General features: G+C 74.2%; 23 protein-coding genes and 1 pseudogene. 7 read left to right on the top strand and 17 right to left on the bottom strand.

From position 1 onward, the window contains the following. Positions 1–5 precede the first annotated feature (5 nt). On the top strand, positions 6–551 hold the full coding sequence (locus EV383_RS01505) for a CGNR zinc finger domain-containing protein (protein WP_130288243.1): 546 nt from the start codon (positions 6–8) through the stop codon (positions 549–551). A gap of 61 nt (positions 552–612) precedes the next feature. Here EV383_RS01505 and pcaD read toward each other — a convergent pair whose 3' ends face one another. Genes pcaD through catA form a run of 4 tightly spaced genes read right to left on the bottom strand, consistent with a single transcriptional unit; the run spans position 613 to position 3,030 of the window. Next, positions 613–1,380 carry a 3-oxoadipate enol-lactonase gene (pcaD, locus tag EV383_RS01500; RefSeq protein WP_130288242.1) on the bottom strand — a complete coding sequence of 256 codons (768 nt, stop codon included), beginning with the start codon at positions 1,378–1,380 and terminating at the stop codon, positions 613–615. A 14-nt stretch (positions 1,381–1,394) separates the two neighbouring features. Further along, a complete protein-coding gene (locus EV383_RS01495) occupies positions 1,395–1,865 on the bottom strand; it encodes a nuclear transport factor 2 family protein (RefSeq protein ID WP_130288241.1) in 471 nt (156 codons plus the stop codon). Beyond that, the gene (gene catC / locus EV383_RS01490; RefSeq protein ID WP_130288240.1) at positions 1,862–2,146 is read right to left on the bottom strand and encodes a muconolactone Delta-isomerase; all 285 of its coding nucleotides are present in this window, start codon (positions 2,144–2,146) and stop codon (positions 1,862–1,864) included. Before catC ends, EV383_RS01495 begins: the two co-directional genes overlap by 4 nt. A gap of 32 nt (positions 2,147–2,178) precedes the next feature. Then, a complete protein-coding gene (gene catA, locus EV383_RS01485) occupies positions 2,179–3,030 on the bottom strand; it encodes a catechol 1,2-dioxygenase (RefSeq protein ID WP_130288239.1) in 852 nt (283 codons plus the stop codon). A 131-nt stretch (positions 3,031–3,161) separates the two neighbouring features. Here catA and EV383_RS01480 point away from each other — a divergent pair, with 131 nt between their 5' ends. Further along, positions 3,162–3,929: an IclR family transcriptional regulator domain-containing protein gene (locus EV383_RS01480; protein WP_130288238.1), complete on the top strand. Its 768-nt coding sequence runs from the start codon at positions 3,162–3,164 to the stop codon at positions 3,927–3,929. 3 nt (positions 3,930–3,932) lie between these two features. Here EV383_RS01480 and EV383_RS01475 read toward each other — a convergent pair whose 3' ends face one another. Both EV383_RS01475 and EV383_RS01470 read right to left on the bottom strand, forming a co-directional pair. Further along, positions 3,933–4,589 (bottom strand): response regulator, encoded by a 657-nt coding sequence (locus tag EV383_RS01475; protein ID WP_278044806.1) that lies wholly within the window; start codon positions 4,587–4,589, stop codon positions 3,933–3,935. After that, positions 4,586–5,770 (bottom strand): sensor histidine kinase, encoded by a 1,185-nt coding sequence (locus EV383_RS01470; protein WP_130288237.1) that lies wholly within the window; start codon positions 5,768–5,770, stop codon positions 4,586–4,588. The genes EV383_RS01475 and EV383_RS01470 overlap by 4 nt, the downstream gene beginning before the upstream one ends. 190 nt (positions 5,771–5,960) lie before the next feature. On the opposite strand from EV383_RS01470, the gene EV383_RS30970 reads away from it, so the two are divergent. Then, complete coding sequence (locus EV383_RS30970; protein ID WP_165438198.1) at positions 5,961–6,698, top strand: hypothetical protein; 738 nt, start codon at positions 5,961–5,963, stop codon at positions 6,696–6,698. Positions 6,699–6,753: 55 nt separating this feature from the next. Here EV383_RS30970 and EV383_RS01460 read toward each other — a convergent pair whose 3' ends face one another. The 9 genes from EV383_RS01460 to EV383_RS01420 all read right to left on the bottom strand — a co-directional run bounded on the left by EV383_RS01460 (position 6,754) and on the right by EV383_RS01420 (position 16,738). Further along, positions 6,754–7,221, bottom strand: coding sequence for a Rieske (2Fe-2S) protein (locus EV383_RS01460; RefSeq protein WP_130288236.1), 468 nt, complete (start codon positions 7,219–7,221; stop codon positions 6,754–6,756). A gap of 50 nt (positions 7,222–7,271) precedes the next feature. Beyond that, positions 7,272–8,420, bottom strand: a complete 1,149-nt coding sequence (locus EV383_RS31920; RefSeq protein WP_242622840.1) for a DUF6529 family protein — start codon at positions 8,418–8,420, stop codon at positions 7,272–7,274. A gap of 101 nt (positions 8,421–8,521) precedes the next feature. Continuing rightward, positions 8,522–9,157, bottom strand: coding sequence for a hypothetical protein (locus EV383_RS30965; protein ID WP_165438197.1), 636 nt, complete (start codon positions 9,155–9,157; stop codon positions 8,522–8,524). A gap of 55 nt (positions 9,158–9,212) precedes the next feature. Further along, positions 9,213–10,229: a Pecanex-like protein 1 gene (locus EV383_RS01445; protein WP_130288234.1), complete on the bottom strand. Its 1,017-nt coding sequence runs from the start codon at positions 10,227–10,229 to the stop codon at positions 9,213–9,215. A 6-nt stretch (positions 10,230–10,235) separates the two neighbouring features. Next, a complete protein-coding gene (locus EV383_RS01440) occupies positions 10,236–11,225 on the bottom strand; it encodes a DUF4142 domain-containing protein (RefSeq protein ID WP_130288233.1) in 990 nt (329 codons plus the stop codon). A 51-nt stretch (positions 11,226–11,276) separates the two neighbouring features. After that, positions 11,277–12,635, bottom strand: a complete 1,359-nt coding sequence (locus tag EV383_RS01435) for a ferric reductase-like transmembrane domain-containing protein (protein WP_130288232.1) — start codon at positions 12,633–12,635, stop codon at positions 11,277–11,279. A gap of 579 nt (positions 12,636–13,214) precedes the next feature. Further along, entirely contained in the window at positions 13,215–14,021 is an 807-nt protein-coding gene (gene trpA / locus EV383_RS01430; protein WP_130288231.1) for a tryptophan synthase subunit alpha, read from the bottom strand. Further along, positions 14,018–15,280, bottom strand: coding sequence for a tryptophan synthase subunit beta (gene trpB, locus EV383_RS01425; protein WP_242622839.1), 1,263 nt, complete (start codon positions 15,278–15,280; stop codon positions 14,018–14,020). Before trpB ends, trpA begins: the two co-directional genes overlap by 4 nt. Positions 15,281–15,484: 204 nt before the next feature. Beyond that, the gene (locus EV383_RS01420) at positions 15,485–16,738 is read right to left on the bottom strand and encodes a CynX/NimT family MFS transporter (RefSeq protein ID WP_130288229.1); all 1,254 of its coding nucleotides are present in this window, start codon (positions 16,736–16,738) and stop codon (positions 15,485–15,487) included. Positions 16,739–16,786: 48 nt separating this feature from the next. On the opposite strand from EV383_RS01420, the gene EV383_RS01415 reads away from it, so the two are divergent. Both EV383_RS01415 and mscL read left to right on the top strand, forming a co-directional pair. Then, complete coding sequence (locus EV383_RS01415; protein ID WP_130288228.1) at positions 16,787–17,488, top strand: FadR/GntR family transcriptional regulator; 702 nt, start codon at positions 16,787–16,789, stop codon at positions 17,486–17,488. 102 nt (positions 17,489–17,590) lie between these two features. After that, positions 17,591–17,962: pseudogene (mscL, locus tag EV383_RS31915) on the top strand (large conductance mechanosensitive channel protein MscL); the annotation flags it as partial. Positions 17,963–18,310: 348 nt separating this feature from the next. Here mscL and EV383_RS01405 read toward each other — a convergent pair. Then, entirely contained in the window at positions 18,311–19,768 is a 1,458-nt protein-coding gene (locus EV383_RS01405; RefSeq protein ID WP_242622838.1) for a multicopper oxidase family protein, read from the bottom strand. 70 nt (positions 19,769–19,838) lie between these two features. Then, a complete protein-coding gene (locus EV383_RS01400) occupies positions 19,839–20,306 on the bottom strand; it encodes a hypothetical protein (RefSeq protein ID WP_130288226.1) in 468 nt (155 codons plus the stop codon). Between the two features lie 495 nt (positions 20,307–20,801). Here EV383_RS01400 and EV383_RS01395 point away from each other — a divergent pair, with 495 nt between their 5' ends. Together EV383_RS01395 and EV383_RS01390 are read left to right on the top strand one after the other, a co-directional pair. Next, positions 20,802–22,037, top strand: a complete 1,236-nt coding sequence (locus EV383_RS01395) for a macrolide family glycosyltransferase (protein WP_130288225.1) — start codon at positions 20,802–20,804, stop codon at positions 22,035–22,037. Between the two features lie 102 nt (positions 22,038–22,139). Then, on the top strand, positions 22,140–23,561 hold the full coding sequence (locus tag EV383_RS01390; protein WP_130288224.1) for an APC family permease: 1,422 nt from the start codon (positions 22,140–22,142) through the stop codon (positions 23,559–23,561). The last annotated feature ends 46 nt before the right edge of the window (positions 23,562–23,607 follow it).

Genomic DNA, 23,607 nt, shown 5'->3' with positions numbered 1-23,607 from the left:
TCAAGATGGATTTCGCTCATGACACGCAGGTCGCACTCGTCGCCGCGGCGTCGCTGGTGAACACCGCGACCGAGGACCCCGACCCGCTGGCCGACCGCGCCCTGTTCGACGCGTGGCTCGTCGAGTACCCCTACACCGGGGAGTACCTGGGCACCGACGACGAGCTCGCGTCGGTGCGCGCGGTGCGCGCCCGCATGCGCGGGCTGTGGGACGCCCCGGACCGGGACGCCACGGTGACGCTGGTGAACGACCTGCTGGCCGACGCCCGGGCCACCCCGTACCTGACGCGGCACGACGAGTGGGACTGGCACCTGCACGTCACGCCGCCGGAGGCGCCGCTGGCGCACCGGATCGGCGGGGAGGTCGCGATGGCCGTCGTCGACCTGGTGCGCGGCGACGACCTGGGCCGCCTGCGCCGGTGCGCCGGGGACGGCTGCGACGCGGTGCTCGTCGACCTGTCCCGCAACCGGTCCAAGCGTTTCTGCGACACGGGCAACTGCGCGAACCGGGCCCACGTCGCGGCCTATCGCGCGCGTCAGGCGGCGGGCTGAGTGATCACCGTCCGGGGACCGGGAGCTGTGTGTATCGCGCCGTCCGGTCCCGAAACGGTGATCACCGCCCGGCGGCCTCCTTCAGGTGCCCGGCGATGAGCTCGTTGACCCGGTCCGGGTCCTCGGCGTTGAGCAGGTGCGCCGTGTCCGGGACCTCGGCGTAGCGCGCGCCGGGGACCGAGTCCGCGATCAGGCGCAGGAACTCCGGCGGGGTGGCCGGGTCCTCGGCGCCGGCCACGGCCAGCGTCGGCACCGTGATCGTCGACAGCTGGTCGCGGATGTCGAAGCCGCCGATCGCGGCACAGCAGGCGGCGTAGCCCTCGTCGGAGACCGCACGCAGCATGTCCAGCAGCCGTCGTGCCTCGGTCGGGTTCCGCAGCTCGAAGTCGCGCGTGAACCACGTGCCGACCCGGGAGGCGACCATCGCCTCGGTGCCCTTCTCCCGGACCGTCGCGGCGCGGGTGCCCCAGGCCTCGGGATCGGCGAACCGGGCGGCCGAGGCCAGGACGGCGAGGCTGAGCAGCCGGTCGGTGTGCACGGCCAGCTGCTGGCCGATCGCGCCGCCGATGGAGACCCCGACATAGTGCACCTTGTCGATGCCGAGCGAGTCGAGCAGCTCGACGACGTCGCCGGCCAGGTCGGCCATCGTCGCGTCGCCGGACGGGACCGGGGAGGCCCCGTGCCCGCGCAGGTCGAAGCGGACGACGCGGAACCGGTCGGAGAACGCGGCGGTCTGGGCGTCGAACAGTCCCAGGTCGGTGCCCAGGGACGGGCCGAGGACCAGGACCGGGGCGTCGTCCGGGCCGTCGATCCGGTGGTGGATCTGCATCGGGAATCCTTCCGTCACCGCGACGAGCGTGCGGCGTCGAGGGTGAACAGTCCGTCGTCCCAGCCCTGGGCCAACGGTGCGAAGTAGTCGAACGAGACGGCCTTGGTGCGGTAGAGCCAGCGGCCCCCGGACCGGACGGCGACGTCGGTATAGCGCCCGGCGGCGACGTGCGGGACACCGTCCTGCACGCACGGCTGCCAGAGCTTGGAGCGGATCTCCGCCCGGTCGCCGTCCAGGTCGATCTCGTGGTTGCCGACGTGGTGCCAGAACGCGGTCAGCCCGCCGGCGGCCAGACCGCCGAAGAACTCCCGGATGCCGTCCCGGCCCTGCGCACGCGCCAGGCCGACGAACTCGCCGTCGTCGGTGAAGAGATCGGCGAGCCCGTCCCAGTCGTAGGCGTCGAGGGTGCGGCAGTACTCGGCGTCCAGGGCCCGGATGGCCTCGAGGTCCTCGAGCCGGGCCAGCCGCTCCTCGACGGTGGTCACTGCACCGCCAGGTCCGACGGGTGTGTCGTCAGCGGCGCGACCGTGATCGTCATGTACGGGAACAGCGGCAGCGAGCCGAGGATCTCGTGCAGCTCGGCGTTCGACTCGACGTCGAAGATGCTGATGTTCGAGTACTGGCCCACGACCCGCCAGATGTGCGGCCACTTGCCGGCGCGCTGGACCTCCAGCGCCCGCGCCTTCTCCCTGGCGACCGTCTCGGCCCGGACGTCCGGGTCCAGGTCGTGGGGAATGGCCACGTCCATGCGCACGTGGAACAGCACTCGATCAGCTCCTCGGTGTCGGGTGGAGAGGGTCAGGCGGCTTCGAGCACGAAGTCGTAGTCGACGCGCAGGCGGCCGTCGTCGCCGGGGGCGGGGTCGAGGACGAGGTCGTCCTTGGTCGCCGACGCGACGTCGTCGCTGAGGTAGTCGCCGCCGCGGAAGTAGAGCTGCGTGGTGACCTGACGGTGCCCGTCGGCCCGCACCATCAGGTGCAGGTGCGCCGGACGCCACGGGTGCCAGCCGGCAGCGGAGATCATCTTGCCGGTCGGGCCGTCCGTCGGGACCTGGTACGGCGCGGGCTGCACGGTGGTGATCTCGAAGCGGCCCTCGTCGTCGGCGGTGATCACGCCGCGTAGGTTGTGCTCGGGCAGGTGCGGCGCGAAGCCGGAGTAGTAGCCGTCGGCGTCGGCCTGCCAGATGTCGACCTCGGCGCCGGCGAGCGGGGTGCCGTCGAGGTCGCGGACCTGACCGGCGAACACCAGCGGGGTGCCCTTCTCGTCGTCGCGCTGCGGCAGCGTCGCGACCGAGCCGAACGTCGGCTGGCCGGGCAGGTAGTACGGCCCCTCGATGGTGCCGACGGTGCCGTTCTGGCTGCGCGCGGCGACGGCCTCGACCTCGTGCTCGACGAAGACGTCCAGGAACAGCGGCCACTCGCCGCCCTCACCGAGCTCCATCAGCCACGCCTTGGCGGCCTGGAACTCGGGGTAGGTCACGTCGTGGTCGCGGATCGCCTTGTGGACGCCCTCGAGCACGGCCGAGACGACGGTGCTGACGCGCTCGGGCGAGGTGTCGGCGGCCCCATGGCGCTCCGCGCTGGCGCGGAACGCCTCGGACGCGTTCGCGCCGGAACCCGCGGCGGTGGGGGACGTGTCTGTGGTGGTCATGGGAGAACCCCTTTGTCCTGCTGCAGTCGAGACACCGCACGAGGGCTTGTACGCTCTGCGTACGTCCTGCACGCTTTGCGTTCAAGGTTCCCGAACGGCCGGGACGTCGTCAAGTGCGGAGGGTAGGACGCGTGGACCAGCCCGGCGACCGCGACCGCATCCAGAGCCTGGAACGCGGCTTCGCGGTGCTCAACGCCTTCGACGAGGAGCTCCCCCGGCCCACCCTCGCCGAGCTCGCCGCCGTCACCGGCCTGTCGCGTCCGGCGGTCCGGCGCATCCTGATCACCCTGCAGCACCTCGGGTACGTGACGTCGACCGGACCGCGGTGGTCGCTCACCCCGCGGGTCCTCGCGATCGGGCAGCACTACACGGCCGCGCACGCCCTGATCGAGTCGGCGCAGCCGCACCTGCTGGCGCTCGCCGAGCGGACCGGCGAGTCCGCGTCGCTGGCCGAGCTGGACGGCGGCGAGGTCGTCTACGTCGCCCGGGTGCCGGTGCGGCGGATCATGACGCTGACCGTCAGCGTGGGCACCCGGGTCCCGGCCCACGCGACGTCGATGGGACGGGTGCTGCTGGCCTGGGCCGACCCGGAGCGGGTCTCCGCGGTGCTCGGATCGGGACCGCTGGCCCGCCCGACCGCGCGTACGACCGTGGACCCGGACGCGTTGCGCGCCGAGCTCGCCCGGGTCCGCGAGCAGGGGTTCTCGATCGTCGCCGGTGAGCTGGAGGAGGGGCTGATCTCGGCGTCGGCGCCGGTCCAGGACCGCTCGGGACGGGTGGTCGCGGCGCTCGCGTCGTCGACGTCGGCGGGGCGGTCCACGGCGGAACGCCTGCGGACCGACGTGGTCCCGCTGCTGGTGGAGACGGCGCGCGCGGTCGGCGCGGAGCTGACGCTCTGACCCTCACGTGCCGCGCAGCAGCCCGGACTCGTGGGCGAACGCGATCGCGCGGGCCCGGTCGCGCAGGTCGAGCTTGTCCAGCACCCGCCCGAGGTGGGTCTTCACGGTCGTCTCCCCGAGGTGCAGGGCCGCCGCGACCTCGGCATTGGACAGTCCCCGGCCGACCTCCCGCAGCACGTCGGTCTCCCGCGGGGTGAGCCGGGCCAGCGCGGCGGAGCGCTCGGACGGGCGCGGCGCCGCCCCGTAGGCGGCGATCACCCGGGGCACCACGGCCGGGTCCAGCTGGCCGCCACCGGCCGCGACCCGGCGCACCGCGTCGAGCAGCTGCTCCGGCGGGGAGGTCTTGAGCAGGAACCCGGCGACGCCCAGTCGCAGCGCGGCGTCGACGACCTCGTCGTCGTCGAACGTGGTGAGCACCAGGACCCGGGCGGCCGATCCGGCGGCGGCCAGCTCGGTGGCCGCGGCGATCCCGCCGCCGCCGGGCATCCGCACGTCCATCAGGACGACGTCCGGCGCGGTGCCCAGAACGGTGCGCACGGCGGAGCCGGTGTCGGACGCCTCGCCGACGACGTCGACGTCGGGCTCGCCGTCGAGCAGCATCCGCAGACCCGCGCGGACCAGGGCCTCGTCGTCGGCCAGGACGACGCGGACGGCGCTCACGACCGGACCTGCGCGGAGGACGGCGTCGGTGACGGGGCGTCCGCGACGGGGAGGCCCGGGGCGGCCGGCACCGGGAACCGCGCCCGGACGGCGAACCCGCCATCCGGCTCCGGACCGGTGACGAGCTCACCGCCGAACAGCTCGGTCCGCTCCCGCATCCCGAGCAGCCCGTACCCGGTCCCCCGCGACCGTGTCGCCGGGCCCGCACCGTCGTCGACGACGGCGAGCCGCAGCTCCCCCGGCGCGTGCTCGACGGTGACGACCACCGAGGCCGCCCCGGCGTGCCGGACGGTGTTGCTCAGCGCCTCCTGCACGATCCGGTACGCCGAGCGCTCCAGCCCGTCCGGCAGCCCGGCGGGCTCACCCCGCACCTCGACGACGACCGGCGTCCCCGCCGCGCGGACGCCGGCGGCCAGCTCGTCGAGCCGGTCCAGCGACGGCGCCGGGTCGGTCGTGGACGTGTCGTCCTCGCGCAGCAGCCCGACGACCCGGCGCAGCTCGTCCACCGACCGCCGTCCCAGCTGCTCGACCGACTCCAGCGCGGTGTGCTCGGCCGAGCCGTCCGGCAGGCGGCGACGTACGACGCCGGCCTGCAGCGTCATCACCGACACCGTGTGCGCGACGGCGTCGTGCAGCTCGCGGGAGATCCGCATCCGCTCCTGCGCGACGGCGGCCTCGGCGCGGGCGTCACGCTGCGCGGCCAGCTCGGCGGTCATCACCCGCAGCTGCTCGGCGCGCTCGCGCTCACGGCGCAGCAGCATCCCCATCGCGGCCGCGACACCGAGGATCACCGGGTAGAAGCCGGCCTCCCACGGCGAGCCGAGCGCCACGGCGACCGTCCCGCCGGCCACCAGACCGGTCACGGCCGCCACCACGAGCGCCGTCCGCGGCGGGCAGCGGTACCCGGTGTGACCGAGCAGCAGCATGAACGCGATCAGCTGGGCCCCGCCGGCCCCGACCCCGACCGGCAGGAACGGGGCCAGCATCAGCAGCGGTCCGGCGACCGGGACCTTCGCGGCGAGGAGGAACACCGCGAGCACGAACACGGCCAGACCCCACGCCGCCGGGACGAACCCCACGCCCTCCGGGTCGCCACCGGTCTCGGCGAGCACGGCCAGCGCGCAGACGAGGCCCGCGGGCACGGCGAAACCCCAGGGCATCGACGGTCTCGGCAGGCGCACGAGCGCGACGGTAGCGCCGGACCGGGTGCGCGGGGATCCTCCGCCGGGAGGACCCCGGCGGCGCCGATCTCGTGTTCCGGGCCCGCTGGATCGGCCGTCCGGAAGGATCCGCCGGCCACCCCCGTGACGGCACCGTTCTCGTCATCGGCCCCGCCACCCCGGCGCGGCACCGCCCCACGAGGAGCCCCCGATGACCGCCACCGACCCGACCGTCGCCCCGACCGACACCGCCCGCGACACCGCCGCCCGCGACACCGACCGCGGCCCCGTCTGGCCGGCCCGCGCCGGCGGCGTCGCCCTCGGACTCGCGCCGCTGCTGCTCGCCGGAGGGTTCGCCACCTCACCCCCGCAGGACGACCCCGGCTCGGCCGCCTACGTCGCCTCGCTCGCCGCGGACCCGGTCGTCAGCGGGATCTCGGCAGCCTTCCTGCACTACTACTGGGTCGCGCTGCTGTTCGGCGCGCTGGCCGCGATGGGCCTGGTCCGCGGACGGCGCGGGCGGGGCCTGACCACGGTCGCCGGTGTCGCGACGGTCTTCGGCTCGGTCCAGATCTCCGGGCTGCTGCTCGGCGACCACTACCTGGCCGCGATGGGCAACCGGATCCCGGTCGACGCCGCCGCCGGCGTCCTGGAGAACCTCGACGCGGGGATCCCGTGGGTGTCGATCTGGCTGGCCACCGGTCAGGTGCTCGGCCTGCTCGGACCGGTGCTGCTGCTCGCCGGCCTGGCCCGGGCCGGGGTCGTCGGATGGTGGACCGTCCCGGTCTTCGCCCTGATCTGGGTGCTGCCGCCGATGGCGGCCGGGGTCGTCGGGGGCGCGGGGGTCACCGCGCTGACGGTCCTGCTCGGCGCGCCGCTCTACCTGCTGGCCCTGCGCCTGGTCCGTCGCGGCTCCCCGGACGTGCTCGCCGCGACCCGGACCGCCTGATCCCGCCCGACGACGCCGGCGGGTCCGCTCCCACGCGGGGGCGGGCCCGCCGTCGTCACGCCAGCACCACCCGCCCGCCGCTGACGGTGACCTGCCGGGGCTCCAGCGGGGACGTCGCCGGGCCCGCGGTGGGGGCGCCGTCGGTGAGGGCGAACGTGCTGCCGTGACACGGGCAGGAGATCGCGCCGTCGGTCACCTCGTTGACCTGGCAGCCCTGGTGCGGGCAGACGATGCCGAACGCCTTGAACTGCCCGGCCGTCGGCTGGGTGACGACGACGCCCTGGTCGGCGAAGATCGTCCCGCTGCCGACCGGGATGTCGGTGGTGGCGGCCAGCCCCTGCGCCGGGGCCGCCGGAGCAGGGGCCGCCGGAGCCGGGGCCGCCGACGGTGCCGCAGGAGCGGGGGCGGTGGACGCGGCGGGCGGTGCGCCGGAGCCGTAGGTCGCGCATCCCGCCGCGCAGGACAGGCAGAGCACCCCCGCACCGGTCAGGGCGGCGCGTCGGCTGAGATCTGTGGTGGTCACGTCGGACTCCTCTGGAGACAATGTGTGCGGTGGTGACCGGGTTCCCCGGATCAGAAGGTGATGCCGCGGGTGCCGAAGAACCAGGCCGCGGACGTCAGCCAGATGCCGGTGAGCAGCGCGAACACCAGCCCGCCCGCCACGGCCATCGCCCAGCCGGGGACTCCGCGTCGGCGCAGCAGAAGCATCTTGGTCGCGAACGCGCCGTAGAACAGGCAGCCGAACAGCGAGTGCGCGAGCGCCCTCGGCGTCGCCCCGGACCAGCCCAGGGCGATCAGGCACTGGACCGCGACCGGCACCGTGACCAGCACGGCGGCGCGTCCGGACCAGCGGTGCAGGGCGTGGATCAGCGGGGTCTCGCCGTGGCCGATCCGCCCGGTCACGACGAGCGCCGACCACAGCTGCACCAGCCCGAGCGCCATCGCGGCGGTGGCCAGCCACGTCTTCACCGCGAGCGCGCCGGAGAACCCGGCCAGGTTCACCGCGACGCCGGTCGGGTCGTGCTCGCGGGCGTAGACGCCGAGCGCGACGGCGACGAGCGTGCCGATCGCGACCGGCACGACGAGGGTGGAGATCCTCGGGCCGGGCAGGTCCATCAGGTCGGCCAGGGGCTCGGCTCGGGCCGTCGTCTCCGGGGCGGCGGGCCGCGCCCGTTCGGACACGGCCGGGCGGGGTGGCCGGTCCCGCCGCGCCGTCGCCTCGCGGCGTGAGGTCGCGGTCGGACGGGCGGTGCCCGCCGGGCGCAGGGTCTCCGCGGCACGGGCCGAGGTCCGGGGACGCGACGACGTGCGCCGCTCCGGACGGCGCGCGGGCCGTGCCCCGTCCGGGTACGGCTCGGGCTCCGCGTCGCGCGCGGTCTCCCCCGTCGCCCCGCGCTGGCGCGGGATGGACAGGCCGGTGCCGTCCTGCGGACGCCGGCGGGGACGGGCCGGAGCGGCGTCGGCGGGGACCGGCTCCCACCCGTGGGGGTCGGTGTGCGGGTCGTCGCGGGGGTCGCCGACGGCCATGTGACCGGTGAACAGGTCGTCGCCGTAGGGGTCGGTCTGACGGGTGGACCGGCCGCCGACCGGGCGGGAGCCGGGGTCGCCGGTCGCCGCCGCGTAGCGGTCCACCGGACCGGGTGCACCCTCGTGCCGCTCGCGGTGGCGGTCGGCGTCGTAGCCGTCGGCCGCCGGGCCCGCCGGGCCGCGTGCGGCCGGCACGCCGGGTTCCGGGGGTGATCCGTGGACGGCGTGGCGCCCGGACGAGCCGGTGGGGCCCTGGTCGTCGCCGTCGGTGAGGGGATAGCTGCGTCGCAACGGGATCAGCCCCATCCGTCGGTCGAGGTGCTCCCGTACGTGCCGGGTGCGGCCTTCTCCGGAGCGGTGTTCCCGGGAGCGGCCGGCGCCTCGGCGGCGGCGGCCTTCTTCTTGGGCGGGGCCGCGGCGAACGGCCAGCTCTTGCCGCCGACCTGCACGGTGCCGAACGCGGCGCCGTCCTCGGTGCGGCCGTCGAGCACCGCGCCGTCCTTGCCGGTCAGCTTCAGCTCGGTGCCCTCGACGGTGCCGCGCATCCAGGACTCGATGCCCTTGTTGTCGCAGACGTACGCGGTGGCCGCACCGCCGTCGGCGATCTTCAGGGCGACCGTGACCTCGTCGCCGGAGGTGCGCCCGTCGTACGCGGCCGGCGCGGCGGCGGCCTGCGGGGCCGCGGCGGCCACGGGTGCCGGGGACGCCGGGGCGGCCGGGGCTGCGGGAGCGGCCGGCGCGGCGCCGTAGGCGTCCCCGCCCGCACCACCGCCGTAGCCGTCGCCGGTGCCGTAACCGTCGGCGGACAGGCCGAGCGAGGCGGTGCGCTCGGGCGGCGGGCCCTCGTCGGTCAGGACGAGGTTCGTGGCGAAGACGGCCGCTCCCGCGGCGACGACGGCGAGCAGGGTGGCCAGGGGCCCTCGGATCCGCATGGCGATCTCCTTGAGTGACGAGGGGTGGGGGTCGGTGTTCACGCGCACGCCCGGATCACCCGACGTCGATGCGGACGGAGTCGAACGCCGGCGTCTGGTCGGCGCGCTGCATCATCGGGACGCGGTGCGAGCCGTCCCCGGCCCAGGCCGAGCACTGCAGCTCACCGGTGGTGTCCACGCCGGGGACCTCGACCGTCACGGTGTCCGGCGTCGAGCCGCCCTTCTTGTCCTCGGTGGCCTTGAAGAACGCCGGCTCCGGGCTCGCGTCCGGGGCCTCGCCGGTGCTGGGCAGCATCCGGCAGGCGGTGTGGAAGTGACCGCGCTGCAGGCCGTCCGCGGTCAGTAGCGACGCCTCCTTGTAGTAGCCGCCCGCCGCCGCGCCGAGGAACCGGTCGCGGACCAGGTTGCGGGTGCTGACCTCGATCTGGAACGTCTGGCCCTTCGCGACCGACTTCGGTGCGCCGGTGATCAGCAGCGACGGGCTCGACGCCTGCGCGGCGACCTCGCCGAACGCCGTCGCGACGCAGCGGGGTGCCTTCTGGAAGCCATCGTGCGGCGCGAGGTTGCTCGAGCTGCAGTCGGTGGCCAGGACGTCGAGGCCGGGTGCGCCCTCGTCCTTGCCGTCGGCGTCGCCCTTGCCGCCGGAACCGTCGACACCCTCCTGGGCCTTCATGCGCTCCTGCCCGGCCGAGCCGTCGCCCGGACCGCCGTCGCCCGCACCGCCGTCATCCGAGCCGCCGTCATCCGAGCCGCCGTCGCCGGAGGAACCGGACGCACCGGAGGTTCCGCCCCCGTGGTCGTGACCGCCACCGGATCCGGCGTCGGCGCCCCCGCCGTCGGGTTCGGCGCCGTCGGGTTCGGCGCCGTCGGGTTCGGCGCCGTCGGGTTCGGCGCCGTCGGGTTCGGCGCCGTCGTCTCGGTCCGGACTCTCCTGCTGCGTCGCCGACGACGCCGCCGGGCCGTCGACGGTCGTCGCGGCCACGCCGTACGCAGCCGGGCCGAGGACGAACACGGCCGCCGAGACGGAGGCGGCGACGAACAGTCGCCGGCGGGAACGTGAGGTGGGTGCCATGGTCGGTCAGCTCCAGGTGTCGCGACGGTGGTGGCCGTCGATCGGGTGGTCGGTGTCGTGGTCGGGACGGCGGCGACGGGCGCGCCGCCCGGGTGGGGCGTTGCCGAGCTCGTCCCAGGGGTCCGGGCCGGTCGGGTGCGCCGGCACCAGGTCGGACTGTGTCCGTCGGGCCCCGGTGCCCGGCCCGTCCCTCTCGATGTCCGGGACCGGACGCGGGGCCGGGAGGATCGCCCGTCCCCCGAGTGCCCGCAGCGGGCGGTGCAGGAGGTCGGGCGCGTCGCCGTGCGGCCGGGGGCGGCGGCGCAGCGTGGTGAGCAGCCCGATCGCGGCGAGCAGCGCCCCGAGCACGACGAGCGCGGGCACGATCAGCCCGGCGCCCGAGGTGCCCGGGGCCGGAGCGGGTTCCGGCGGCTCCGGCAGCGCGGAGTAGTCGACCAGCCCGGTGCTCTCCAGGTAGCCGATGTGGCGGCCGACGTACTGGTCGGCGGTGTCGGCGAACTGGCGCATCAGCTGGTTGCGGGTGCCGGACCGGACCTCCGCGATCAGCGGCAGCACGGTGCCGTGGGCGGCCCGCACGATCTGGATGAACGCGCGGTCGTAGTCGGTGCCGGTCAGCCCGGAGAGCTGGTTCATCCAGCCGAGCTGCTGGTCCGAGGGCCGGCTGGGCAGCAGCACACCGAGCTTGTCCGCGGTCTCGCGGGCGGCGACGTCGAGCTGGGCGTGCTCGCCGGCCAGGTGCGCGCCGACCTCCTTGACGGCCGGGGCGACGGCCTGCTGCTGGGCCTGCTGCCCGGTCGGGGCCTCCCACAGACCGGCGAGGCGGACCTTCTGCAGCAGGTCGCGGTCGGCCGGGCCGAGCGGGCCCCACCGGGTCTGGGTCCAGCCACCCGCGGACGGCGCGGCGGCCACCCAGGACTGGCCGATCGAGATCACCACCGCGCCGACGAGCGCGACGAGCAGCGCCCAACGCAGGGCGGCCGGGATCCGGCGGGGCATACGGGTACACCTCTCTGGCGGGAGCGTCGAAACGGGGAGCGTCGGGCCGCTCTAGACGTGGTGGAACTGCTCGGTGTGCACCCGGTTCTCCGGGACGCCGAGCGCGGTGAGCGTGTCCAGCACGTCGGTGACGAGCCGGGGGTTGCCGCAGACGAAGTAGTCGACGCGCCGGTGCGGGTCGTCGAGGTCGATCAGGGTCGCGGCCAGCAGGCTGGTGTCGATCGGCCCGGTCGCGCCGTCCCAGTCCAGGGCCGGGCGGCGCAGGACCTCGGTGACCCGCAGGTCCAGCCGGGTCCGGAGCTGGGCGAGCTCGGCCCGGAACAGCAGGTCGGCGCGGTCGCGGGCGTGCACGACGAGCCGGTACGGACGACGGTCGCCGCGGTCGGCGGCGGTGCGCAGCATGCTCATCATCGGCGTGATGCCGACGCCGCCGGCGATCAGGACGAGCCCGGTGCCGGGGACCCCGTCGGTGGTGAACGCGCCGTACGGGCCGTCCAGCCACACTGGCTCGCCGGGCGGGAGGTCCCGCAGCCGCCCGGCGAAGTCGCCGGTGTGGCGCACCGTGAACTCGACCCGGCCGGTGTCCTGCGCGCTGGAGGCGATCGTGAACGGGTGCTCCTCGACCGCGTGCCGCTCCAGGCGCAGCCACGCGAACTGCCCGGGCCGGAACCAGGTGCCGCCCCCGGAGTGACGGCCGCGACGCGCCAGCACCAGCGTGCTGACCGTCGGGCTCTCGGTCCGCACCTCCTGCACGCGGAACTCCGAGCGCTGGTCGAACACCGCGCGCATCAGCCACCGGCTGACCAGCACCGCGAGCAGCAGGACGCCGAGACCGGCCAGCACCGGGCCGAGCACGGCGTCGGCGACCACGTGTCCGAGCCAGAGCACGTGCAGCGCGGACGCCCCGAGCACGGCGGCGGCGAGGAGCAGGTGCAGCCAGCGCCAGACCTCGTGCGTGCCGCGGTGCCGCGACCGGCGCAGCGCGAGCACGAGCAGCACGGTCAGCGCGATCGAGGCCCCCGTCGCGGCGATCCCGCGGGCCGGGGCGACCAGCGGGTCGAGCAACGTGACCCGGGTCGGGTCGGCCGCGATCACCGTGGCCAGGTGCGCCGCGACCAGCGCCCCGGCCAGCACCCCGAGCTGGCGGTGCAGGGCCAGCAGGGTCTCCAGGCCGAGCGCCCGGCTCAGCGACCGGACCCGGGACGGCAGCGTCGCGGCGACGACCATCGCCGAGAGCGCCAGCAGGCCGGTGACCACGGAGAGCTGGCGCCACAACGGTTGCGGGCCCGAGCGCAGCAGCCACAGCAGCGCCGGACCGGCCAGCACCGCGACCAGGACCACGGTCCAGACCGTGCCCGCCGCCGGACGCGGACGGCCGGCGGCGATGTCGGCCGAACGCGGAGGCGGCACGGGGACGCCGGTCCGCCCCGGCTCAGTCCGCACGGCGGACCCCGTCGACGACGACCTCAGCGGTCAGGCACGGCGCTGAGCAGCGGAAACGGGGTACCGCACGGGCTCGGGGGCCGTCTGCGGACAGACGGGTGCCACGATGGGTCATCGGTCGTCACTTCCGTGTCGGGGGACGCCACGGCGTACGGGGAGCGCACCGGGGCATCACGACCGCGGCACGAGGGGGAGCGAGCCGCGGCGGGACGTGACGAACCATAGGAACCCCGACCCCCTCGGGGTTGCGTCCCTGAAGGCAGTGACCGCTGTCCGTGCACGATCACGCGACGAACGGTGACGGGATTGGACCGCACGCAGTATCGCCATCACCCGTCCGACGCCCTCCCTCTCAGGGACATCACAGCGGGCCCACGACGGACCGGTCGGCGCACCGGCGGCCCGGGCGCGCGGGTGGACGGCGACGTCAGCGGTCCGACCGGTGCCGTCCGGCGCACGCCCCGGCCCCGGACACACGACGGCGGCCTCCCGGGGACGGCGATCGTCGTCGCCGCCGGGAGGCCGCCGGTGCTGTGCGGGAGGGGGTCAGGCGCGCACGGACGACCCCTCGCGGACGCCCTCGGCGAGCTCGGAGGCCAAGGCGCGCACGGCATCGACGCCGGACTTCCGGTCCGGGGCGTCGGCGAGGGCCTGCACGAACGCCGTCCCGACGATGACGCCGTCGGCGTATCCGGCCACCTGACGGGCCTGCTCGGCGGTCCGCACGCCCACGCCCACGCAGACCGGCATGTCGGTGATCTCGCGGCAGCGACCGACCAGCTCGCGGGCCCCGGCACCGATCGACGCGACACCGGTCACGCCCATCAGCGAGACCGCGTAGAGGAACCCCCGCGACGCCCCGGCCGTCATCGCCAGACGCTTCGGCGTGGACGTCTGGGCGACGAGGTAGACGCGGTCGAGGTCGTGCTTCTCCGACGCCGCCCACCAGTCCTCGGCGTCGTCGGGCAGCAGGTCGGGGGTGATCAGCCCGGAGCCGCCGGCCGCGGCCAGGTCGGCGGCGAACCGCTCGACGCCGTAGCGGTCGATCAGGTTCCAGTACGTCATGACCAGCGCCGGGGCACCGGCCTCGACCGCGCCGCGGACCGCGGTGAACGCGTCCGCGGTGCGGGCGCCGCCGTCGAGTGCGGCCTGGGTGGCGCGCTGGATGACCGGGCCGTCCATCAGCGGGTCGGAGTACGGCAGCCCAATCTCGACGACGTCGACACCGCCCTCCACCATCGCCTGCAACGCGGCGACGGAGGTGGGCACGTCGGGGAAGCCGACCGGCAGGTAGCCGACGAGCGCGGCACGCCCCTGCTCCCGGGCGGCGGCGAAGGCGGGTGCGGTACTCACGGGGTCTCTCCGTCGGTGATCGCGGAGCCCTCGGCGTCCACGAGGTCGAAGTAGCGGGCGGCGGTGTCGACGTCCTTGTCGCCGCGCCCGGACAGGTTCACGAGCACGACGCCGTCGGGCCCGAGGCGCCGGCCCTCACGCAGGGCCCCGGCCAGCGCGTGCGCGCTCTCGATCGCCGGGATGATCCCCTCGGTGCGGCACAGCAGCTTGAACGCCTGCATCGCCTCGTCGTCGGTGACCGACTCGTAGCGGGCGCGGCCGAGCTCGTGCAGCCAGGAGTGCTCCGGGCCGACGCCCGGGTAGTCCAGGCCGGCCGAGATGGAGTGGCTCTCCCGGGTCTGGCCGTCGTCGTCCTGCAGGATGAAGCTGCGGCTGCCGTGCAGCACGCCGACGTCTCCGCCGCCGATCGACGCCGCGTGCCGCGGGGTCTCGACGCCGTCGCCGCCGGCCTCGAAGCCGACCAGCTCGACGTCGGCGTCGTCGAGGAACGCGTGGAAGATCCCCATCGCGTTCGACCCGCCGCCGACGCAGGCGCAGATGACGTCCGGCAGGCGCCCGACGGAGTCGAGCATCTGCTGCCGCGCCTCGACGCCGATGATCCGCTGGAAGTCGCGCACCATCGCCGGGAACGGGTGCGGCCCGGCGACCGAGCCGATCAGGTAGTGGGTGTCGGCCACGTTGGTCACCCAGTCCCGCATGGCCTCGTTCATCGCGTCCTTAAGGGTGCGCGAACCGGAGGTGACGGGCCGGACCTCGGCACCGAGCAGGCGCATCCGGGCGACGTTGAGCGCCTGGCGCTCGGTGTCGACCTCGCCCATGTAGACGACGCAGTCGAGCCCGAGCAGCGCGGCCGCGGTCGCGGTGGCGACGCCGTGCTGGCCCGCGCCGGTCTCGGCGATCACCCGGGACTTGCCCATCTGACGGGTGAGCAGCGCCTGGCCCAGCACGTTGTTGATCTTGTGCGAGCCGGTGTGGTTGAGGTCCTCGCGCTTGAGGATCACCCGCGCACCACCCGCGTGCTCGGCGAACCGGGTCACCTCGGTGATCAGGCTCGGACGCCCGGAGTAGGTGCGGTGGAGCTCGGCGAGACGCCCGGTGAACTCGGGGTCGACCAGCGCGCCGGTGTAGGCGGCGTCGAGCTCGTCGAGGGCGGCGACCAGCGCCTCCGGAACGTAGCGGCCGCCGAACCGGCCGAAGTACGGACCGGTCTGGTCGATCAGACGCGCCGCGTCCTCGACTCGGGTGGTGGTGTCGGTCACGGGGGACCCTCTCCTACTGCGGTTGCGCGGGCCCGGCGACGGTCGCGGCCGTCGATCCGGCCGGGCTCGCGCGATGAACATCGGTCCCGATCCGGCTGCGTCCGCCCGCGTGGCGGGCGCCGATCGGTCACCGACGACGGTAGCGCGCAGCCGGAGGTTCCGGCGACGCGGTTCCGGCAGCGCGAGAAAGGATCACAGCGACGCTCAGACGTACCGCGGGCGACCGACGATCCAGCCCAGCACCATCTCCGCGACGATGACGACGGCGAGCAGGGACAGCGACAGCGTCCATCCCCCGCTGATCCCGTGCAGCAGCCCGAACAGGAACGGGCCGCTCGCGCCGAACAGGTAGCCGAAGCCCTGCGCCATCGCCGACAGGCTGGTGGTGTCGACCGAGTTGCGGGTGCGGACCGCGATCACGCCCAGGCCCAGCGGGAACACACCCATCCCGACGCCGAGCATGACCGTCCACAGCCAGGGTGCCGCGGCCGGCGCGATCGCCATGCCGATCACCGACGCCAGCCCGACCGAGGCCATCCCGACGATCCACCCGGACTGCGAGCGCCGGTTCAGCGCGAGCGGCGGCACGATGAAGCTCAGCGGGATCCCGATCATGTTGACCAGCGCCAGCATGTAGCCGGCGTCGGTGCGCGGGATGCCGACGCTGACGAAGAGCTCCGCGAGCCAGCCCATCGCGGTGTAGGCGACGAGCGCCTGCAGCCCGAAGAACGCGGTGACCGCCCAGGCCAGCGGGCTGCGCAGCAACGACCGGCGCTCGGGCACGGCCCCGTCGCCACCTGCGCGCGCTACGCCGCCGGTCGTCCCGTGCCGGGCGCCGATGCCCCAGACCAGCAACGCGGCGAGCGACAGTGCCGCCCACGCCCCGACCGAGGCCCGCCAGCCGCCGAACAGCGCCTCCATCGGCGGGGTGAACGCGGCGCCGATGCCGCCTCCGGCGGCGAGCGCGGCGGTGTAGACGCCGGTGACCCGCCCGACCGCGTTCGGGAACGACTCCTTCACCACGACCGGGATGAGGACGTTGCCGATCGCGATGCCGGCCGCGGCGACGAACGTGCCGCCGAGGACCACCCACGGCCCGTCGATCACGCGCATCAGCAGGCCGAGGGTCAGCACGGCCAGGGAGATCCCGACCGCGCGGGCCATCCCGAAGCGGCGTCCCAGCAGCGGCGCGGCGACCGCGGCCAGGCCGAAGCAGATCGTCGGGGCGGAGGTGAGCACGCTCGCCCACACCGACGAGGCGCCCAGGTCGTCGCGCACCTCGCCGAGCACCGACGCCATGCTGGTGACGGCCGGACGCAGGTTGGACGCGGCCAGCGCGACGCCCACGACGAGCAGCGGCGTACCGACGAGGGCGGCGTGTCGCCGGTGGTCCACCGACTCGGCGGCCCTGGTGACGACGGTCTCCTCTGCCTGGTCCTCGGCGTGCTGGATGCTCATTGCGACTACTCTGGCAGACGTAGGATGTTCCGATGAAAGGATAATCCGGTGCCTCTGGTCACAGCACGCCGTGGCGGCCTGGTCGAGCAGGTCATCGAGCAGCTGAGCGCGGCGATCCGGGACGGCGAGTGGGCGGTCGGGACGAAGATCCCGCCGGAGGCCGAGCTCGCGACCTCGCTCGACGTCGGGCGCAACACCGTCCGCGAGGCCGTCCGCGCGCTGGCGCACGGCGGACTGCTGGAGGTCCGGCAGGGTGACGGGACGTTCGTCCGCGCGACGAGCGAGCTCTCCGGGGCGCTGCGCAAACTGTGCGGCGACGAGCTGCGCGAGGTGCTCGAGGTCCGCCGGATCCTGGAGGTCGACGCGGCGCGCCTGGCCGCCGTCCGCCGTACCAACGACGACCTCGCCGACCTGCGCGCGGCCATGGTCGTCCGGGACACGGCCCTGCACGACGCCGCGGTCGCCGACCCCGACGCCAACCACACGGCCGTGGCCGACGCCGTCCGCACCGACACCGACTTCCATGCGCTCGTCGTGCGGTGCGCGCACAACTCCCTGCTCAGCGAGCTCTACCGCGGGGTCGCCGAGGCGGTGGCGGGCAGCGTCGCGGCGACGATGCCGCCCGAGATCGGCACCGAGAAGGAGGTCTCGCACTCCGGCATCGTCGAGGCGATCGCGGCCCGCGACGTCGAGCGTGCCGCACGGGAGGCGGGCGAATTCCTGACCCGGTTGATCGAGCAGCGGGCCTGAGCAGGGGTTCTCCCGAGTACCCGGGCGGGGGTCCGCGAACGGGACGGTGTCTCCCCTATGGTCGTCCGGCGGACCACCCGACCCCGACCGGGAGCGACCGTCTTGCTCAAAGGTTTCAAGGACTTCCTGCTGCGCGGTAACGTCGTCGACCTGGCGGTCGCGGTCGTCATCGGTGCGGCGTTCACCTCCGTGGTCACGGCGTTCACGAACGCGTTCCTCAAGCCGCTGATCCAGCTGTTCTCCGGCGGCGGCGAGTTCGCCGGGAAGATCGTCGTCAACGACGTCGAGTTCGACTACGCGACGTTCATCAACTCGACGATCACGTTCGTCATCACGGCCGCGGTCGTCTACTTCCTGGTCGTCGCGCCGATGAAGTGGCTGGTGGAACGACGTCGCCGGGGCGAGGAGGACGGTCCCGCCGAGAGCACCGACGTCGAGCTGCTGACCGAGATCCGCGACCTGCTCAAGGCCCAGGCCGAGGCATCGGTGGGGGCGTCGGTGGGGGCGTCGGTGGGGGCTGCGGTCCCGGCCGAGGAGCGCACGGCCCGGATGACCCCGCAGGACGACGGGCCGCCGCCCGCCCCGCAGCAGGCCGCGCCCCACCGGCCCGGATCCGGGCGAGCGGCCGCACGGCGTCCGGGCCCGGGTGCGCAGTGGGCCGACGAATGGATCGACGAGCAGACCAACGGGTACCGGCAGCAGTCCCCGGGCCACGCCCGCGGCCACGACGAAGCCCGGCCCACGGCGCGTCCGCGCCGTCCCCGCTCCCGGCACGCGGATCCCAGCGACACCCCGCGACACTGACCGGCGGATCCCCGCAGGTCACTCCGGGTCGTTGGCCGCGTCCCCACCGACGCGGAACGGCTCGGAGATCCCGGTGTACATCAGGTGCGCCACCAGCCCCTCGGCCGCGTGCGTGAGGTTGTGGCAGTGGTCCATCCAGATGCCGGGGTTGTCGGCGACGAAGGCGATGTCGTAGGACTCGCCGTCGCCCACGTCGAGCGTGTCGACCCACCACGGGCTGCCGGTGGCGGGCACCCCGTTGCGCGCGAGGACCACGGCGTGGTGCCCGTGCAGGTGCATCGGGTGCACGTCGCCGCTGGTGTTGGTGATGTGCACGCGCACCACGTCGCCCTCGCTGACGACGAACATCGGCACGTCCGGCCACATGTGGCCGTTGACCGTCCACCACAGGCCCGGGCGGCCGTCGACGAACCCCGGACGGCGCCCCACCGCGTACCCGAAGGTCCGGTCCGCCGCGGCCGGGTCGAAGCCGAGCGGCGCCGGCGTCCCGTAGGCCAGGGTGTCGAGCGTGACGGCCGGCTTCCGCGACGGTGCGAGGGGCCTCCCGAACACCATCGCGGTGTCGCCGCCGAGCTCGACCCGGGCCCCGGAGCCGTCCGCGGGCACCGCGACCTCCAGGTCCGCCCGCCCGCCGGCGGTCACGGTCACCGCCTGCCCGGACACCGGTGACGGCTGGTTCACGTCGGTGCCGTCGACGGCGACGAGCCGGAACGGCGCGCCGGTCACCCACGCCGACATCGGGCCGTTGTCGGTGTTCACCACCCGCACGCGGACCCGGCTCCCCGGCGCCGCGGCCACCGGGACGTCGCCGGAACGGCCGTTCACGGTGCGGTGGCCGTCGTAGAGGTGGACCAGGGCGAGCGCCTCGGGCCCGGCCGGTGCCGCGGCGGGGGCGATCACCAGCGCACCGAACAACCCCTTCTGCACCTGCTCGTGGGCGACCTGGTGCGAGTGGTACCAGTACGTCCCGGCGTCGCGAGCGGTGAACCGGTAGGTGAACTCCCCACCCGGGGGCACCGCGTCCTGGGTGACGCCTGCGGTGCCGTCGTCGCCGTTGGGCACGTCGACACCGTGCCAGTGCAGGGTGACGCCGCCGGGGACGGACTCGTTCACCAGCCGTATCTGCACGATCTGCCCCTGGACGGCGCGGATCTCCGGCCCCGGTGACGTCCCGTTCAGGGTGTACCCGTCCACCTGCTGCCCCGACGGCAGCCGGAAGACCTGACGCCGTGCCGTCACGGTGACGAGAACGTCGGCGGGCGCGGTGGAGGTCTCGCGCAGGGTGTCCACGCCGCGGCCGCCGTGCATCCCCGCGTGCGCGCCGTCGTGCGTCCCGGCCGCCGGCGGGCCGGCGGGACCGCCGCCGAGGTCGGGACGGCCCATGTCCATGACCGAGTAGGTCGAGGGCATCGTGCTGTCCCACCACAGCCACGCGATCGGCGCCAACACCGCGACGGTGGCCAGCAGCGCGAGCACGGTGCGCCACCGCCGACGGCCGGTCCACACGGGCGCGGCCGGGACCGGCGGCGACGCGGGAGGCCCGGGCTCAGCCGAGGTCAGCACGCTCGGACACGCGGACCCTGCCCTCGCTGCGTGTCCCGCTCGCGAGCCGGGCCGCCACGACCGCCGTCGTGAAGAGGATCAGGGCGTTGACGCCGTGCAGCATCCCCAGCGCCGGCAGGCCCCGCCCGAACATCCCGAGCAGCACCTGCACGACGACGACCAAGAGGACGATCGCCGCCCACCGCACGCCCCCGGGGATCTTCGCGAAGAACGAGACGACCAGCAGCAGGAGCGCGAGCAGCGGGACGACGAGCTGCCCGTTGATCCCGTGGATGATGAACCCGGCGACCTCGGGGAACGGGATGACGTCGCTCTCCATCACCGCCTTGTCGAGGACCCCGCCGCCCTCGATCCACGCGGCCTCGCCGAAGAAGGCGTAGGCGACGGCGGCGGCCTGGATCACGACCTCGATCGCGAGCAGGTAGGCCAGTACGCGATAGGCGGTTCGCATCGTGCCCTCCGGGAGGTCGCGGGGTCGCAAGTACCGATGGCGCAGTGAACTCCCCGGACCCGTGCGCGGTCATACACAAACGAGATGAAACCGCCGGTCGCGGCGCTGCCACGGCGGAAACCGGTCCCCAAAACAGATGAAACCCGATCGAAACGGCCCCCGGCGGGCGCACACTTCCAGGGAGCCCGCCGCGGCGACCATCGTCCGGACCGATCGGTCCGGCCCACGGTTTCCCGGCGCGCCGGTCCCGAACTCCCCCCGTCCGGACCGGCGTGCCGGGTTTCCCGCCCCCGTGTGAGCAACACCTCAGAGCGCTTTCCGGCGCCGGTTTCCTCCTGCTCCCGATTCCGATGTCCGGCTTCCGGGCGCCCTCCCCGGCACCCGCCGCGGCGGCTCGGGAAACGCCACGGCCCGGTCCGCGCACCGGTGCCATGATCAGGAGACACCGGCCCGGGGCCGTCGTCGCCCGGGCGCACCCCGAGTCGCCGAGGGATCATGAGCAGGCACTTCGCGTTCGTCAGCATGCCGGCACACGGCCACATCAACCCGACGTTGCCGCTGGTCACCGAGCTGGTCCGTCGAGGGCACCGGGTCACCTACGCCACCGGCGCGGAGATGGCCGGGACCGTGCGCGCGGCCGGAGCCGAGCCGGTCGAGGTGCCGTTCTCGATGCCGGACGGGCCGCCCCCGATGACCGGTGGCACCCCGCCGGACCCGGACGACATGGCCCGGCGGATGCAGGCGTTCGCGACGTCGGTCGAGGACACGTTCCCGGTGCTGGTCGAGCATTTCGGCCGCGACCGCCCGGACGCCCTGTGCGGGGACGCGATGAGCCCGGTGAGCTCGCTCGTCGCGCAGGAGCTGGACCTGCCGTTCGTGTCGCTGAACCCGTCGTTCGCCGGCAACGAGCACTTCGACCTGCGCCGCGACGTGCTGAACCGGTCCCCCGTGGCGGCCGCCATGGCGCCGGTGTTCGCCGGGCTGGCCGAACGCGTCGCGAAGTTCGCCCGTTCCCGTGGGCTACGGCACGACGCGGCGGTGTTCGGGACGCCGGGCGAGCTGAACCTCGTGTTCGTCCCGCGGAGCTTCCAGCCGGCCGGCGACACGTTCGACGACACGTTCGTCTTCCTCGGGCCCTCCGTCGCCGGCCGGAGCGGTGACGTCGGCTGGGAGCCGCGCGACCCGGACGCGCCGTTGCTGCTGATCTCGCTGGGCACCGTGTTCAACGACCGTCCGGACTTCTTCCGGCTCTGCGCCGAGGCGTTCGGCGGCAGCCGCTGGCAGGTCCTGATGGCGGTCGGTGAGCGGGTCGACCTCGACGCGATCGGCGAGCTCCCGGGCAACATCGAGGTGCGTGTCCACGTCCCGCAGGTCCAGGTCCTCGAGCGGGCGGACGCGTTCCTCACCCACAACGGCATGAACTCGACGATGGAGGCCCTCTGGTTCGGGGTCCCGCAGGTCGGGGTGCCGCAGATGCCCGAGCAGGACATGAACGCCCGCCGCGTGCAGGAGCTCGGATGCGGGCGCCGCCTGGACCCGGACGCGCTCGACGCCCGCACGCTCCTCGGGACCGTCGACGCCGTCGCCGACGACGCGGAGGTCCGCGCGAGCTGCGAGCGTCTCTCCGCCGAGCTCCGGTCCACCGACGGCCCGTCGACCGGTGCCGACGCGCTCGAACGGCTCGTCTCCTCCCGTGCCCGGGGTGAGGGAGAACCCCTGTCGCGGCGATGATCCGCGCGTGCGGCTCGACAGCGGGGGTCCGGCCCAGCACTCTGTACCGATCGTGACGGAGCGGGCGTCGGCGACGTCCGCGATCGGGGGGATCGGAACCACATGGCCGAACAGACCGCGTCGACCGGTGGCGACGTCACCGAGGACGGACAGCCCGCGCTCAAGCGGGTGATGGGCCCGAAGCTGCTGCTGCTGTTCATCATCGGCGACATCCTCGGCACCGGGATCTACGCCCTGACCGGGCAGGTCGCCGAGGAGGTCGGCGGCGCGGCGTGGCTGCCGTTCCTGGTCGCGTTCGCGGTCGCGATGGTGACCGCGTTCTCCTACCTGGAGCTGGTCACCAAGTACCCGCAGGCGGCCGGTGCGGCGCTGTACACGCACAAGGCGTTCGGCATCCACTTCCTGACGTTCATGGTCACGTTCATCGTGATGAGCTCGGGCATCACCTCGGCTTCGACGGCGTCGCGGGCGTTCGCGTCGAACCTGAACGAAGGCTTCGGGCTGGACCTGGGCAACGGCGGGATCGTGCTGATCGCGCTGGGCTTCATGCTGCTCGTCGCGGCGGTCAACTTCCGCGGCGTCGGCGAGAGCGTCAAGCTCAACGTGGTGCTCACGATCGTCGAGCTCTCCGGTCTGCTGCTGGTGATCCTGATCGGGATCTACGCGATCGCCGGCGGGAACGCCGACTTCTCCCGGGTCGTCGCGTTCGACGCGCCCGAGGACAAGGGCGTGTTCCTGGCCGTCACGACGGCGACGTCGCTGGCGTTCTTCGCGATGGTCGGCTTCGAGGACTCGGTGAACATGGCCGAGGAGTGCCGCGAGCCGCGCAAGATCTTCCCCAAGATCATGATCACCGGCCTGTCCATCACCGGCGTGATCTACGTGCTGGTGGCGATCTGCTCGGTGGCGCTGGTCCCGGTCGGGCCGCTGGCCGCGAGCGAGACGCCGCTGGTGGAGGTCGTGCGGGCCGGCGCCCCGGGGATCCCGGCCGACGTCGTGCTGCCGTTCATCTCGATGTTCGCGGTCGCCAACTCGGCGCTGATCAACATGCTGATGGCCAGCCGGCTGCTCTACGGCATGGCCAACCAGGCGGTGCTGCCGAAGGCCCTGGGCCGCGTGCACCCGTTCCGCCGCACGCCGTGGGTCGCGATCATCTTCACGACGCTGGTCTCGTTCGGCCTGATCACCTACGTCTCGCTCGGCGGCTCGGACGTGGTCTCGGTGCTCGGCGGCACGACGTCGCTGCTGCTGCTCGCGGTGTTCACCGTCGTCAACGTCGCGGTGCTGGTGCTGCGCAAGGACCGGGTCGACGCCGACCACTTCCGCGCCCCGCCCGGCCTGCCCGTCGTCGGCGCGCTGGCGTGTGCCTACCTGGTCCTGCCGTTCTCCGGCCGCGACGCCGAGCAGTACCAGGTGGCCGGGATCCTGGTCGTCCTCGGCGTGCTGCTCTGGGTCCTGACGGTGTTCCTCAACCGCCGCCTCGGCGTGAAGAAGGCGACGCTGGACCCGGCCAAGCTCGAATGACCCGTGCGCGGAAATCGCTGCTGGAGCGACGATGTCCGCGCACGAC

The sequence above is a fragment of the Pseudonocardia sediminis genome (assembly GCF_004217185.1).
In the GTDB taxonomy this organism is placed as follows: Bacteria; Actinomycetota; Actinomycetes; order Mycobacteriales; family Pseudonocardiaceae; genus Pseudonocardia; species Pseudonocardia sediminis.
Note: the sequence above shows the minus strand (reverse complement) of the source record. Positions and strands in the feature narration are given on the sequence as shown.